At 71.7% G+C, this 14306-nt stretch carries 14 protein-coding genes; 10 read left to right on the top strand and 4 right to left on the bottom strand.

From position 1 onward, the window contains the following. Positions 1-5: 5 nt before the first annotated feature. Positions 6-590: an RNA polymerase sigma factor gene (locus AB0F52_RS19715; protein WP_360172554.1), complete on the top strand. Its 585-nt coding sequence runs from the start codon at positions 6-8 to the stop codon at positions 588-590. After that, positions 587-1861, top strand: coding sequence for a hypothetical protein (locus AB0F52_RS19720; RefSeq protein ID WP_360172557.1), 1275 nt, complete (start codon positions 587-589; stop codon positions 1859-1861). The genes AB0F52_RS19715 and AB0F52_RS19720 overlap by 4 nt, the downstream gene beginning before the upstream one ends. Here AB0F52_RS19720 and AB0F52_RS19725 read toward each other — a convergent pair. Next, the gene (locus AB0F52_RS19725; RefSeq protein WP_360172560.1) at positions 1834-2451 is read right to left on the bottom strand and encodes a TetR/AcrR family transcriptional regulator; all 618 of its coding nucleotides are present in this window, start codon (positions 2449-2451) and stop codon (positions 1834-1836) included. The two genes, AB0F52_RS19720 and AB0F52_RS19725, sit on opposite strands and share 28 nt — an antisense overlap. An 83-nt stretch (positions 2452-2534) precedes the next feature. Between AB0F52_RS19725 and AB0F52_RS19730 the strand changes: the two genes are divergently transcribed. From AB0F52_RS19730 to AB0F52_RS19765, 8 genes are all read left to right on the top strand, one after another. Beyond that, a complete protein-coding gene (locus AB0F52_RS19730) occupies positions 2535-2936 on the top strand; it encodes a MerR family transcriptional regulator (protein WP_360172563.1) in 402 nt (133 codons plus the stop codon). A 50-nt stretch (positions 2937-2986) separates the two neighbouring features. Beyond that, complete coding sequence (locus tag AB0F52_RS19735) at positions 2987-3910, top strand: aldo/keto reductase (protein ID WP_360173210.1); 924 nt, start codon at positions 2987-2989, stop codon at positions 3908-3910. A gap of 179 nt (positions 3911-4089) precedes the next feature. Continuing rightward, on the top strand, positions 4090-5631 hold the full coding sequence (locus AB0F52_RS19740) for an NAD(P)-binding domain-containing protein (RefSeq protein ID WP_360172566.1): 1542 nt from the start codon (positions 4090-4092) through the stop codon (positions 5629-5631). After that, positions 5631-6701: an alpha-hydroxy acid oxidase gene (locus tag AB0F52_RS19745; RefSeq protein WP_360172569.1), complete on the top strand. Its 1071-nt coding sequence runs from the start codon at positions 5631-5633 to the stop codon at positions 6699-6701. Before AB0F52_RS19740 ends, AB0F52_RS19745 begins: the two co-directional genes overlap by 1 nt. Beyond that, entirely contained in the window at positions 6698-7963 is a 1266-nt protein-coding gene (locus tag AB0F52_RS19750) for a cytochrome P450 (protein WP_360172572.1), read from the top strand. The genes AB0F52_RS19745 and AB0F52_RS19750 overlap by 4 nt, the downstream gene beginning before the upstream one ends. Further along, entirely contained in the window at positions 7960-9240 is a 1281-nt protein-coding gene (locus AB0F52_RS19755; protein ID WP_360172575.1) for a cation:proton antiporter, read from the top strand. The genes AB0F52_RS19750 and AB0F52_RS19755 overlap by 4 nt, the downstream gene beginning before the upstream one ends. Before the next feature lie 63 nt (positions 9241-9303). Then, on the top strand, positions 9304-9951 hold the full coding sequence (locus tag AB0F52_RS19760; RefSeq protein WP_103340982.1) for a response regulator transcription factor: 648 nt from the start codon (positions 9304-9306) through the stop codon (positions 9949-9951). Further along, positions 9948-11162: a HAMP domain-containing sensor histidine kinase gene (locus AB0F52_RS19765; RefSeq protein WP_360172578.1), complete on the top strand. Its 1215-nt coding sequence runs from the start codon at positions 9948-9950 to the stop codon at positions 11160-11162. The genes AB0F52_RS19760 and AB0F52_RS19765 overlap by 4 nt, the downstream gene beginning before the upstream one ends. A 136-nt stretch (positions 11163-11298) precedes the next feature. Here AB0F52_RS19765 and AB0F52_RS19770 read toward each other — a convergent pair whose 3' ends face one another. Genes AB0F52_RS19770 through AB0F52_RS19780 form a run of 3 tightly spaced genes read right to left on the bottom strand, consistent with a single transcriptional unit; the run spans position 11299 to position 14301 of the window. Beyond that, entirely contained in the window at positions 11299-12543 is a 1245-nt protein-coding gene (locus tag AB0F52_RS19770) for a hypothetical protein (protein WP_360172581.1), read from the bottom strand. Between the two features lie 55 nt (positions 12544-12598). Next, positions 12599-13888 (bottom strand): histidine--tRNA ligase, encoded by a 1290-nt coding sequence (gene hisS / locus AB0F52_RS19775; RefSeq protein WP_360172584.1) that lies wholly within the window; start codon positions 13886-13888, stop codon positions 12599-12601. Between the two features lie 23 nt (positions 13889-13911). Then, the gene (locus AB0F52_RS19780) at positions 13912-14301 is read right to left on the bottom strand and encodes a hypothetical protein (RefSeq protein ID WP_360172587.1); all 390 of its coding nucleotides are present in this window, start codon (positions 14299-14301) and stop codon (positions 13912-13914) included. Positions 14302-14306 lie beyond the last annotated feature (5 nt).

Genomic DNA, 14306 nt, shown 5'->3' on the forward strand with positions numbered 1-14306 from the left:
AGAGTGTGACCAGCCATGTGACGGGGGCGCCGGTGGGTGACCGGGCACCGGGTGATCGAACACTGTGGGACCGGGCGGCCGAAGGCGACGAAGCGGCCTTCAGCGAGCTCTTCGAACGCCACGTGGAGGCTGTCTGGAACCACGCCTACCGGCTGACCGGCTCGTGGAGCGCGGCCGAGGACCTCACCTCGAACACGTTCCTCACCGCTTGGCGCCGCCGCGCCGAGGTGACGCTGGTGCGCGACAGCGCGTTGCCGTGGCTCTACACCGTCGCCGGCAACGCGGCCAGGGACGAGTACCGCGGCGCGCGAAGGCGGCTGCGGCTGCTGCAAAAGATGCCTGACGCGCCGGTCGTGTCCGACCACGCCGACACCGTGGCCGAGCGGCTCGACGGCGAGCAGCGGCTGCGCGAAATCGCCGACGCCGTCCGGACGCTGCCCAAGGCGCAGCGGGAGGTCGTCGAGCTGTGCCTGCTCGGCGACCTGAACACCGCCGATGCCGCGGCGCTGCTGGCCGTCGCCGAGGGCACCGTCCGCGCCCACCTGTCCCGGGCCCGCGCCCGGCTGCGCACGTTGCTGGAGGAGAAATGAGCGACGACCTCGGCCTGCCGCTCCGGCAGAAGCTCCCGGACGACGTCCGGGCGCGGTTGCGGACCGAAGTCCGCCAGGGCCTCACGAAACCACGGCGGAGGAAGCACGTCTGGTACGCCGCCGCGGCGGCCGTCGTGGTGCTGGCCGCGGGCGCGGTCGTCGCGACGCAGGCGATCCGGCCGCGGCCCGTGGCCGGTCCCGCGTCGGGACCGCCGCCGAGCCGGCAGGAACCCCACCCCCTCACCCTCGACGTGCGGGTGGCGACCTCGTCGCTGGATCGCTGCTGGGCCGCGGTGCAGGCGGCGGGCAAGGCGGACCGCCTGCCCCCGCGTCAGGACTGGGTCCCCGTGTTCACGCAGGGCTCCCGCACCGACTCGGTGGTCGCGGCGACCGCCGCCGGCAAGCCGATGTTCTGCGAGACCACCGAGACGACCGTGACGCTGTCGGACCCGGAAGCCACGCCCGCCTACGCCCCGGGCACGCACACGGGGCTGCTGCTGTACAGCGCGACCGGGATGGCCGGCGGAATCCTCGGCCCCGACGGGGACGGGAGCTACCTCGACGCACGGACCGAGGGCGGGGACAGCAGCGTGTCGCAGACATTCGTCTCCCCGATCACCCGCCAGTTCGTCGGCGTGACCCGGAGCGACCCGGCGCGGACGACGCTCACCATCGGCAAGCCGAGGCAACCGGGCACGACGCTGCCCGCGGCGCCGCCGCCCCTGCTTTCGGCCGTGGACCGGCCGGTGACGACCGACCGGACGTCGTCCGCGGGCCGGGCGCTGGGCGACTGCCTGGCGGCGGCGGAGCTGGAGGTGGTCCCCGACGCGGCGGCGTACGCGCCGGGCCCGCTGCTCGAGACGGACGACTACCTGGTGGTCCTCGGCCGCCACGGCGACCGGTTCGTGGTGTGCACCACCGAGCCCGACTACCGGCGGCCGGGGAAGACGAGGGTCCGCGCGTTCCCCAGTGGCCTCCCCCCGGAGAAACCGCAGGCGTCCCCCTTGATCGTGGACACCCTGGGCCATCCCCAGACGGGTGCCCCGCCGGGGGTGGCTCGCCGGCCGTTCGCCGCGGCCCTGCCCGTGACCGCGGCGACGGCGGTCGTCGACTTCGGGAGCGGCGCGAGCACCGAGACCCACGTCGTGGACGGCATGGTCGTCGTGTGGGCTCCCGCGAACATCCGGATCGAACTGGCGACGAAGGTCCACGTGACGGCGCGGGACGCGCGCGGCGCGATCGTCTACGACGGGACGGTGCCGCTGGTCTGAGGCCGCAGCCAGCCGGAGGCGTTCGCGCGCAGGGCCCGCTCGTAGGAGCTGGTGACGTCGAACCCCTCCGGCAGGTTGCCGGTCAGCTCCAGCGACACCAGGCCGTGCACGATGGCCCAGCAGCCGACCGCGACCGTCTCCGCGGGGACGTCGAGGAAGACGCCGTCGGCGATGGCGCGGCGGATGATCCGTTCCAGGGGCTTGAGCGTTTCGCGGGCGAGCTTTTCGGCGTCGTCGTTCGGCTCGAACCCGGGCACCGACTTGGTGAACATGATCCCGTAGAGGTGCGGGTCGGCCAGTGCGCTGGTGCGGTACGCGCCGCCGAGGGCGACGAGGTCCTCGACGGCGTCGCCGGTCAGCGGCGTCCCGGCCATCCGGGCGCCGAAGCGGCGGAAGCCCTCGGTGTACAGGGCGTTCACCAGATCGGGTTTGCTCCCGAAGAGCGAGTACACGGCGGTGGTCGACGTCCCGGCGTCGGCGGCCAGCTTGCGCAGGGAAAGCGCCTTCGGGCCGTCGGCCGCGAGGAGTTCGCCGGCCCGGTCGAGCAGCTTGAGCCGGAGCGCTTCGTCGTGCGTGCGTGGTCGCGCCATGTACGCAGCGTATCGGAACGGTGTTATGGAAGGCCAGTGCCGGGATTTGACCTGGAGTGCACTCCAGGTCGTACTGTCGGGCCATGAGCTACTCGATAGCGGAAGCCGCGCGACGTAGCGGACTGTCCATCGACACCCTCCGGTACTACGAGCGCATCAAACTGCTCGATCCGCCCGCACGGGACACCGCGGGCCGCCGGGCCTATTCCGACGACGACCTCGGCTGGCTGGGTTTCCTGACCAAGCTGCGCACCACCGGGATGCCCATCAAGAGCATGCGCGAGTACGCGTCGCTGCGCCGTCACGGCGCCGCGAGCGCGGGCCGCCGCAAGGCCCTGCTGGTGGAGCAGCGCCGGTCGGTCGCCGAGCGGATCGCCGAGTTGCAGGGCTGTCTCGACGTCCTCGACTACAAGATCGAAAACTACGCCCAGGTCGAGCGCAAGGTGCTCGGCGTGGAACCCGGTATGGAGGAGATTTCCGCGTGAAGAACAGGAAGCTGGGCGGCCTGGAAGTCGGCGCCCAGGGGCTGGGCTGCATGGGGATGAGCCAGGCCTACGGCGTCCGCGACAACGACGACGAGTCGATCGCCACCATCCACCGCGCGCTCGAGCTCGGCGTGACGCTGCTGGACACGGCGAACGTCTACGCCAACGGCGTCAACGAGGAGCTGGTCGGCCGCGCGATCGCCGGCCGCCGCGACGAGGTCGTGCTCGCGACGAAGTTCGGCATCGTGTGGAACGACGGCGCGATGGGCGCCCGCGGTGACGCCGCGTACGTGAAGCAGTCGTGCGACGAGTCGCTGCGCCGCCTCGGCGTCGACCACATCGACCTCTACTACCAGCACCGCGTCGACCCGGACACGCCGATCGAGGAGACCTGGGGCGCGCTGGCGTCGCTCGTGGAGGCCGGAAAGATCCGGTACGCCGGGATTTCCGAGGCGAGCGCGGCGACGATCCGGGCCGCGCACGCGGTGCACCCGGTGACGGCGCTGCAGAGCGAGTGGTCGCTGTGGACGCGGGGGATCGAGGGCGAAATCCTGGACACGTGCCGGGAGCTCGGCATCGGGATCGTCCCGTTTTCGCCGCTGGGCCGCGGTTTCCTGACGGGTGCGGTGAAGTCGGTCGCGGACCTCCCGGAGGACGACATGCGCCGCGGCCTGCCGCGCTTCGCCGAAGGCAACTTCGAGCACAACATGGCGATCGTCGAGGCCCTGCGCGAGCTGGCCTCGGCCAAAGGCGTGACGGCGGGACAGCTGGCGCTGGCGTGGGTCCAGTCCCAGGGCGACGACGTGGTGCCGATCCCGGGCACCAAGCGCCGCAAGTACCTCGAGGAGAACGTGGCGGCGGCTTCCCTGGAACTGACGGCCGACGACCTGGCCGCCATCGCGGCAGCCGCACCGGCCGACGCGATCGCGGGAGAGCGCTACCCCGAACGGCTCGCCCGCGCGGCCGGCAAGTAACCACGGCCAAGGTGCCGCGAATGACTCATTCGGGACCTCAGAGGTCCCGAATGAGTCATTCGCGACGTCGAGCCGGTCCCGCGCGGCCGGGAAGTAACTTACTTCTGAGGCTTTTCTGAGATCTCCGGAGCAGGCTCGGCGCCGATCATGCGGTCGGTGCCGAGCCCCAGGAGGTCGTCGTGGCGGAGGAAGTGCTCGATTATCTGGTCGTCGGGGCCGGGCCGGCCGGGTTGCAGCTGGGGCAGCACCTCGGCCACGCCGGGCACCGGTACCTGGTGCTGGAAGGCGGTTCCGCGCCCGGGCACTTCTTCGAGACCTTCCCGCGGCACCGGACCCTCATCTCCATCAACAAGAAGCACACCGGGTACGCCGACCCGGAGCTGCGCATGCGGATGGACTGGAACTCGATCCTCGCCGAGCCCGACGCCGGCGACGACGCGCTCGTCTTCACCGGCTACAGCGACAAGCTCTTCCCGGACGCCCCGGACTTCCTCCGCTACATCGCCGACTACGCGGCGAAGCACGAAGTCGACGTCCGCTACGACACCCGGGTGACGCGCATCCGCCGGGAGCAGGAGATCTTCGTCCTCACCGCCGGTGACGAAGAATTCAAGGCCCCCCGGCTGGTCATGGCCACCGGTGTCACCAAGCCGTACATCCCGCAGTTCCCCGGCGTCGAGCTGATCGACCAGTACGTGGACGTCGACGTCGACCCGAAGAGCTTCACCGGCCAGCGCGTCCTCGTGCTGGGCAAGGGGAACTCGGCGTTCGAGACGGCGGACAACCTCATCGAGACGGCCGCGGTCGTGCACGTCGGCGGGCCGCGGCCGGTGAAGCTGGCCTGGCGCACGCACTTCGTCGGCCACCTCCGCGCGTACAACGCGGGCATCCTCGACATGTACCAGCTGAAGCTCCAGCACGCGATCCTCGACGGCGACGTGCGCGAAGTCCGCAAGGACGCCGACGGCTACCACGTCAAGTTCGCCTTCGCCCGCGCCGACGAGGTGATCAAGGAGATCCGCTACGACCGGGTGATCGGCTGCACCGGCTTCCGGTTCGACGCGTCGCTGTTCGACGAGGACTGCCGCCCGGAGCTGACCATCGACGACCGCTTCCCGGCGCAGACCCCGGACTGGGAGTCGGTGAACGTGCCCGGCCTCTACTTCGCCGGCACGATCACGCAGGTCCGCGACTTCAAGAAGGCCACCAGCGCGTTCATCCACGGCTTCCGCTACGGCGTCCGCGCGCTCTCCAAGGTCTTGAACGAGCGCCACCACGACACGCCGTGGCCGAGCACCGAGCTGCCCGCCAAACCGGACGCGCTGACCGACGCGGTGATCACCCGGATCAACTGGAGTTCCGCGCTGTACCAGCAGTTCGGTTTCCTCGGCGACATCCTGGTCGTGGACGGCGACACCGCCCGCTACCTCGAAGAGGTGCCGGTCGACCGCGTTCTCCAGGACCCGCCGGACGACGCCTACGTCGTCACCCTCGACTACGGCCCCGACCACGACAAGATCGACCCGTTCGACTTCGTCGCGCGCGCCGCCCAGGACAAGGCGAACGACTCCGGCGAAGGCCACTACCTGCACCCGATCGTCCGCCACTACCGCCGCGGCGAGCTGGTCGCCACCCACCACGTCACCGAGAACCTCGAGAACGAGTGGGACAAAGAGGTGCACGTCGAGCCGCTGACCGCGTTCTTCGCCCGGGAGCTGTGATGCGCACGATCGCCGAGTTCGAGGCGGCGGCCCGCGGCCGCCTCGACCCGGCCCACTACGACTACTTCGCGGGTGGCGCGCAGGACGAGATCACCCTGCGGGAGAACGAAACGGCGTTCCAGCACCTGCGGCTGGTGCCCCGGGTGCTGCGCGGCAGCGACAAACGGGACCTGAGCATCGAGCTGCTCGGGACGCCGTCCTCGATGCCGATCCTGGTCGCGCCCACGGCGTTCCACCGGCTCGCGCACCCCGACGGCGAGCTGGCCACCGCGCGGGCGGCATCGCGGGCGGGCACGATCATGATCGTCAGCATGGCCGCGACCACGGCGATCGAGGACATCGCCGCGGCGGCCCGCGAGGCCGCACCGGATCCGGGCCTGTGGTTCCAGCTCTACCTGCAGCCGGACCTGGAGTTCACCGAGGCGATCGTGCGCCGCGCCGAAGCCGCGGGCGTGAAGGCGTTCGTCGTCACCGTCGACTCGCCCGTGCTCGGCCGCCGCGACCGCGACGACCGCAACGCCTTCCACGACCTGCCGCCCGGCCTGGCCGTGGAGAACCTCCGCAACATCGGCGAAAACCGCAGCGGCGGCAACACGAGCCACGTCCGCGAGATCGTCATGTCGGCCGGGCTGAACTGGGACCACATCGCGTGGCTGCGGTCGAAGACCAAGCTCCCCGTGCTGATCAAGGGCCTGCTCCACGCCGAGGACGCGCGGCTGGCCGTGCACCACGGCGTCGCCGGGATCGTCGTGTCCAACCACGGCGGCCGCCAGCTCGACACCGTGCCCGCGACGATCGACGTGCTCCCCGAGATCGCCGCGGCCGTCGGCGGCGCGCTGCCGGTGCTGCTGGACGGCGGGATCCGCCGCGGCACCGACGTCGTCAAGGCGCTCGCCCTGGGCGCGGACGCGGTCGGCGTCGGCCGCCCGATCGTGTGGGGGCTGGCGGCCGGCGGGCGCGAAGGCGTCTCGGAAGTCCTGGACCTGCTGCGGGACGACTTCGACCAGGCCCTCGCGCTGTGCGGCGGGCGGCACCCGGCAGACCTCACCCCGGACCAGGTGCGGCGGTGATCGGCAAGGTGCTGGCGGCCGCGGCGGCGGTGTCCGCGCCCGCCTGGCTGCCCCAGCGGGTGGTGGCGCTGCGGATGAAGATCTTCGCGCTGGTCAACGGCCAGGACGCGGTGACGATCCCGGGGCCGCAGGTCGGCGCCGCGGACTTCAAGCGCGTCTACGCCGACCCGGCGGCGAACGGCCGCAGCCGCGGCGCCGCGCTGTCCGACCTGTTCTGGTACTGGCTCGCGCCCGGGCCCCAGGTGCACCAGGAGCACCTCGAGGCCGGGCCGCGCTACGACGCCGTCGCCAAGTGCACCCGGCACATCCTGGTCCGGTCCAAAAAGGACTCCGAGGAGCTGGCCCGGCGGGTGGCCGCGCACGTCCTCGACGGCGTCGAGCCCGGCCTCGTCCGGCTGCGCGACGTGATGATGCCGATCTGGGCCGAGCTGTACTACGAGCTGGTGTTCGAGGAGCCGTGCCCGCCCGAGGCGCGCGACCTCATCGTCGGGCACGCCGACGACGTCGTCTCGGCGCTCAAGTGCGTGCGGCCGCGGAACATGCGCCGCCGGGCCCGGCTGACGAAGTACCTGCGACGGCGCCTCGCCGACGTCCCGCACCCGCTGCCGGAGTCCCTGACCCCGGAAGAGCAGGCCTACTACCTGCAGGGGACGTTCTTCAACACCGCCGTCGTGCAGATGTCCGAGGCGATGGCGCACCTGCTGATGATCATCGCCCAGTCCCCGGACACCCAGCGGCGGCTCGCCGGGCACCCGGACGACGACGCCTACCTCGACGGCGTCATCGACGACGGCCTCCGCCGGTTCCCGCTGTTCGGCATCGCGCACCGGATCTCCACCGCCGACATCGAGGTGGCGGACCTGACCATTCCGGCGGGCACGGTGCTGTGCTTCAGCTACCCGGGCTACGCCGCCCAGTCCGGAAAGGACGATTTCGTCCCGTTCGGCGTCGCGCAGAACCGCGCCTGCCCGGCCCGGGGGCTCGCACCGCCGACCATGCGGGTCGTGACGCGGGAGGTGCTGCGCCGCTTCAGCCTCGCCTCGACGGCCACGCACACGCGCTCGATCCCCAACCGCGGCCCGGCGCTGCTCACGCCGCGCGGGGCCCGCCCCCGCCGCGCACCTCTGGTGTGGCTCGCGGTCCGCGACCGCTGGGAAGACGTCTGGCGCAGCTTCGCCCAGCTCGTGTTCGGCACGTACATGGTCCTCGACGCCCGTCGCCAAGCCCTGTGTTCGACCTACTTCGCCGGAGGCAACCGATGAGCCCGTCCGAAGCGGCGCCCACGTTCTTCCTCGCCGTCGTGGCGATCCTCGTGGTGGTCAGGCTGGTCTGCCTGGTCGCGGTCAAGCTCGGCCAGCCACCGGTGGTCGGGGAGATGATCGCCGGCGTGCTCCTCGGGCCCTCGCTGTTCGGGCTGCTGCTGCCGGACGTCCAGGCGGCACTGTTCCCGGACGCGATCCGGTCGCTGCTCTACGTCGGCGGCCAGATCGGCCTGGTCATCTACATGTTCGGAGCCGGCTACGAGTTCAACCTGGACAGCATCATGCGGTCGCGGAAGTCGGTCGCGGCGATCTCGTCGGCCGGGACGCTGGTGCCGCTGGCGCTCGGGGTCGGCGTCGCCATCCTGGGCACGTCGTGGGTCGGCATCGGCAAGGACGGCGTTTCGCTGGTGACCTCGGCCGCGTTCGTCGGGGTGGCGGTGGCGATCACGGCGTTCCCGATGATGGTCCGGATCATCACCGAACGCGGGATCGGGGGGACGCGGTTCGGCTCGCTGGCGCTGGCCTGCGGCGCGCTCGACGACGTCCTCGCGTGGCTGCTGCTGGCGGTCGTGCTGGGGATGCACGCCGGGTCGCTGGGGCCGATCGCGCTCGCCCTCGGTGGCGGGCTGCTGTTCGCGCTGCTGGTGTTCATCGTCGGGCGGCGCCTGCTGACCCGGGTGATGGCCAGTGACGGGACGAGCGTCGACCAGCGGGTGCTCATCACCGCGATGACGTTGTTCGCGGCCGCCTGGTTCACCGACACCATCGGGCTGTACGCGGTGTTCGGCGCGTTCACCGTGGGGGTGGCGTTCCCCCGCGGCGCGGCCTCCGACGCCGTGCTCGCGAAGCTCATGCCGATCGGGTCGATCGTGTTCGTTCCGCTGTTCTTCACCTATTCCGGCCTGAACACCCGGTTCGCGCTGCTCGCCGACCCGAAGCTGCTCGCCTTCGCCCTGCTGACGGTGGCGGTGGCGATCATCGGCAAGCTGGGCGCGTCCTGGGGCGCGGCCCGGCTCGCGGGGGAGCCGCCGGCGATCGCCACGCGCGTCGGCGTGCTCGTCAACGCCCGCGGGCTGATGCAGCTGATCGCGCTCAACGTCGGGCTCGCCGCCGGCATCGTTTCGCCGGCGTTGTTCACCGTGCTGGTGCTCGTCGCGCTGGTCACCACGATCATGACCGCACCGGTGCTGGCCTGGCTCGACCGGCGCGATGTCCGCAAGGGGAGCAGTGAAGTGCTCCTGATGGCCGAACCCGTTCCGGTGACCGGGAAAAGTTGATTCTTCAAGTTCGGAAATAACTGCCAAGATGGATCGGTGCGCGACGGGGTGGCGAAACCGAGAGTGCTGCTGGTCGAAGACGACCGGGAACTGGCCGGCATGCTGCGCGAGCTGCTCGCGGACGAGGGCTATGAAACCGAAGCGGCGCACGACGGCCAGCGGGGCCTGCACCTCGGGCTCACCGGGCACTACGACGTGATGGTCATCGACCGCCGGCTCCCGGTGCTCGACGGGCTCGAGCTGCTGCGGCGGCTGCGGGCCCGGGCGGTGACCACGCGGGTCCTGGTGCTCTCGGCGCTGGGCGAGGTGGCCGACCGCGTGGCGGGCCTCGACGCCGGCGCGGACGACTACCTCGTCAAGCCGTTCGAGGCCGAGGAACTGCTGGCGCGGCTGCGCGCGCTGGGCCGGCGTGACCTCGAGGGTGCCGAGTGCCTGCCGCTCGGCACGGCGGCCCTCGACCTGCAGCGCCACGAAGTCGTGCTGCCGCGCGGTGAGCGGATCACGCTTTCGGGGCGGGAGTTCGAGCTGCTGCGGACGCTGGCGCAGCGGCCCAAGGCGATCCACCCGCGGGCGGCGCTGCGCACGCGCGTGTTCGCCGATTCGACCGGTGAGTCCATTGTGGATACTTACGTGTACTACCTGCGGCGCAAGCTCGGCCGGGACGTCGTGCGGACCGTGCACGGCCTGGGGTACCAGATCGGCGTGGTATGAGTCCCGACTCCGAGGAACGGGCCCTGCGGCGGGCGCGGTGGGTGATCACCGCGCAGATCGCCGTGGTGGTGTCGCTGCTCGTGGCCGTCGCGGGCGCGATCGCGTACGGGATCCTGCTGTCCGGCCAGCACGCCGACGCGGACCGGCTGCTGGCCAGGACGATCCAGCTCGGCCCCGGCGCGACCCCGCCGGGCTGCGTCTGGCTCTTCACGCCGGGGGTGCACGCGCCCGCGGGACCGCCGCCGCCGGGAATGCCGATCCCGGAGCTGGCCGCGTTCGTGCCCTCGCCCGGCGACGTCTACACCGATCGGCGGTCGATCGGCGGGATGACGCACACGATCCGGGTGGAGAACCACGGCGGCGTCGTCTCCCAGGCGTTCTTCGAGGAGCGGTACCAGGTCGAGGACCGCGCATCGCTGGTGCTGGGGCTCGGCGTCGCCGAGGTGCTCGCGCTGCTGGCGGCCCTGGGGTGCGGGCGGGTGCTGGCCCGCCGGGCGATCCGGCCGCTGGAGGACGCCCTGCGGCGGCAGCGGACGTTCGTCGCGGACGCGTCCCACGAACTGCGGGCCCCGCTGACCCGGCTGCACACGCGCGCCCAGCTGCTCGCCCGGCGGTCGTCCGGGCGTGACGCGGCGGAACTCGACCAGCTGGTGCGCGGCACGCGGGAGCTCGGCGAGGTCGTCGAGGACCTGCTGCTGTCGGCGCAGGCGTGCGGCGAACGGCCGTCGCTGGAGCTGGTCGAGCTGGGGGTGCTGGCCGAGGAGGCGGTCGCGGCCGAGGCGGTCCGCGCCTCGGAGGGCCAGGTCCGGCTGGCGGTGACGCGGGAGCGGCGGCCGTACGTCGTCCAGGGCGTGCCGACGGCGTTGCGCCGCGTGCTGTCGGCGTTGCTGGACAACGCACTCGGCCACACCCCGCCGGGCGGCTCGATCGAGGTGTGGCTGGGCGTCCCCGACGAGCGGCACGTGGAACTGCGGGTCCGCGACACGGGGGTCGGCTTCCCGGCCACCGACGCGGACCGCATCTTCGAGCGGTTCGCCCGCGGTTCGGACGGCGACGGCCGCCGCTTCGGCCTCGGCCTCGCCCTGGTCCGCGAAGTGGTGACCGGCCACGGCGGAACGATCGCGGCCGCGGCCCGCCCCGGAGCCGGAGCAACCTTCACCCTCCGCCTCCTCCGCGCCGACCCCTCGGGACCAGGCGGGCATCTCGCGTGATCGAGCGGGCATCACACGTGATCAGGCGGGCATCTCGCGTGATTGAGCGGGCATCAGCGCGATGCCTCCCCAATCACGCGTGATGCCCCTCTGATCACGCGAGATGCCCCTCCAAACACGGGGGATGCCTCTTTGATCACGTGAGTTTCGGGAGGGCGAAGCGGATTTGGCGGGCCAAGGCCGGGGTGAGGGTGGTGCAGGCCGCGTCGATTTCGGCGGCCAGGGCCGGGGACGGGGTGGTGTAGGTGTCCGCTGAATGCGCCAGCCAGGCGCGGATGTCCTCGTGGGCGTCGGCGGCCAGGTCCGGGTCGCGCAGGAGGGTGAGGTCCGTGTGCAGGCGCCGCCAGGTGTCGCGGTCGCGGAGCAGGGCCGCGGCCGCCCGGCGCGTGTGGATCGGGTGCGCCGGGGACAGGAGGGCCTGCAGCGTGGCCAGGTCGACGAACTTCCCGCGCAGGAACGTCACCACCTGGCGGGTCACCGCCGGCGACGGGTCCGTCAGCAACGGCCGCACCGCCGGCGACTCCGGCGCGATCCGGCGCAGGCCGCGGACCGCCACTCCGCGGATCCGGGGACGCTCGTCGGCGAGGTGACGCTCCAGGACCGGTGCGTCGGGGGCGGTCCCCGTTTCGCCGAGGCCCGCGAGCGCGCCGAACGAGACCGGCATCGCGCGGTAGTGCGCCGCCGGGTCGCCGCCCGCCTTCAGGACCAGCGCCTGCGCCATCGACCGGACCGCCGACGAGCGGTCGGCCAGGTGCGCCACGGCGGCTTCGGGGCCGAGCAACGTCAACGCCCGCATCCGGACCTTCGGCGCTCCGGCCGCCAGCAGTTCCTCGACGCATTCGCCGCGGTCGAGCAGCGCGTCGCCGCACAACACGCGGACGACGAAGTCGTGGTCGCGCACCGCGATGTCGAGCAGCCGCTCGCGAGAAAGGAGGCCTTTCGCCTCCGTGTGGACCCACCGGCGGGTTTCCCGGTCTTCCAGCGCCAACGCGTCGTCGAGCAAGCGAGGCAGGGCTTCGCGCAGTAGCGAGGTCATCCAGGCGTCGAACTGACGCCGCCGCAGGACGCCGATCAAGGGCAGCGCCGCGCGAAGCACCGTGTCGTCCAGTTTGGACATCACGATCGACCGGGCGAGCTCCCGGACCGGCCGGACCCAGTCGACGCACCGGAGCAGCAGCAGCGGTACGGCTTCAGGGTCGGTGCTGACCGCCAGCCGTTCGACAGCGGCCTGGCGCAGATATCCGTCACGGTCGCACGCGGCTTCGGCCAGCTCTTCGCGCGAAGGCCGGCGGCTCAGCCGTCTGTTGCGGCGATACCCCGCCGCTCGCCGCACGGTGGCGTCGAACTCGACCCACTGCCGCGCGTCTTCGTAAACGATCATCGGCATCCCCTCCGGCGCCCAGGATGCCCGGGCGCCGGAGGGGAGTCGATCCGATTTACGCCAGCAGCGCGCGCACCGCCGCCGGGGCGTCGGCGACCGCGACCGGGTTCTGCTCCCGGGTCGCCAGGCTGCGGACCGTGACGTTCCCCGCGGCCCAGTCCTCCTGGCCGACGATCACCACCGCGACCGCGCCCGCCTTGTCCGCGCGGGTCAGCTCCTTGCCCAGCTTGCGGTGCTCGATCGGCGTCGACGTCCGCAGCCCGGCCTGCCGCAGCGAGCCCGCCACCGACCGGGCCGCGTCCGCGAGGTCCTCGGTCACCGGGATCACCATGACGTCGACCTCGCTGCGCGGGGCCGGGGTCAGGCCGTGCGTGTCGAGGAAGTCGATCAGCGTGACGTCGCCCATGCCGAACCCGATGCCCGGGATCTGCTGCGGGGTGAACATCGACGCGAGGTCGCTGTAGCGGCCGCCGCCGAAGAGGGCGCGGCGGTTCTCCGGGGAGGTGTCGAAGACCTCGAACACGGTCGACGTGTAGTACGCCAGCCCGCGCACGATGATCGGCTCGTACTTCACCAGCGAACCCGCGCTGCTGTTCAGGACGCGGACCAGGTTCGACTCCGCCCGCACCGCGGCCGGCAGCTCGTCGAGCAGCGCCTCGCCCGCGTCGAGCGTCTCGGCGAGCTTCTCGAACTGCTTGTCCGAGAGCCCGATCTCGCCGGCGCTCTCGGCCAGCTTCTCGCGCGGGTACTTCTCCCACCGGTCGACCAGCGCGAACACCTGGGACAGGTGGTCCGCCGACACGCCGGCGACGTCGGTGAGCGCCGACGTCAGCAGGTTCCGGTCGTTGACGCGCAGCACGAACATGTCCGGCGTGGCACCCAGCGCGGCCATCATGTCGTGCACCAGCTCGAAGATCTCGATCTCGCAGTTGGCGCTGTCCGAGCCGAAGATGTCCGCGTTGATCTGCCAGTGCTCGCGGACGCGGCCGCGCTGCGGCGCCTCGTACCGGTGGCAGTTGGGGTGGCTGTACCAGCGCACCGGGAACGACAGCGACTTCGCGCTCCCGGCGATCATCCGCGCCACCGACGGCGTCATCTCCGGCCGCAGCGCCAGCCGCCGCCCGCCCTTGTCGGTCAGCGTGTACAGCTGCTTGTCGGCGAGCTCCTGGCCGGACTTCCGCTCGTAGATCTCGGCCGATTCGAGGATCGGGCCGTCGTAGCGGAGGAAGCCGCGGCGCTCGAGGACGTCGTAGAGATGACCGAACACCTGCGTACGCACGGACATTTCGGCGGGCAGGAAGTCCCGGGTCCCCTTGTAGGGCGCGGTCGGCAGGTATTCAGGCACGTCACCAGCTTAACGACCGGTGTTCAGGCGAAGGCGACCCCGTACGCGGTGAGCAGTGTGGCCGCGGCCAGGAACACCGCGCCCACGGACGTCACGCGCCCGCCGAGCTTGCCGCGGTTCGGGATCAGGTGGAAGAAGAATCCACCCGATTGGGCGAGGATCCCGAACAGCAGCAGGAAGCAGCCGATCCACAACGTCGTGTCGGACAGCGTCGTGCGGCTGAGGATCTGCAGCGCGACCAGGGCGAGGATCAGCAAGACGCCGGCGTGGGCGTGGCCGGCCCGGAACATCGCGCGCTGGTGTTCGGTGAGCTTGCGGTCGCGCATGACGCCCATCAGCGCGTAACCGCCGTACATCACGGTCGGCAGCGAGACCAGCGCGATCACCGTGAACAGCTGGGTCGGTCCGTGCATCGGGA

It is taken from the genome of Amycolatopsis sp. NPDC024027 (assembly GCF_040638975.1).
Taxonomy (GTDB): domain Bacteria; phylum Actinomycetota; class Actinomycetes; order Mycobacteriales; family Pseudonocardiaceae; genus Amycolatopsis.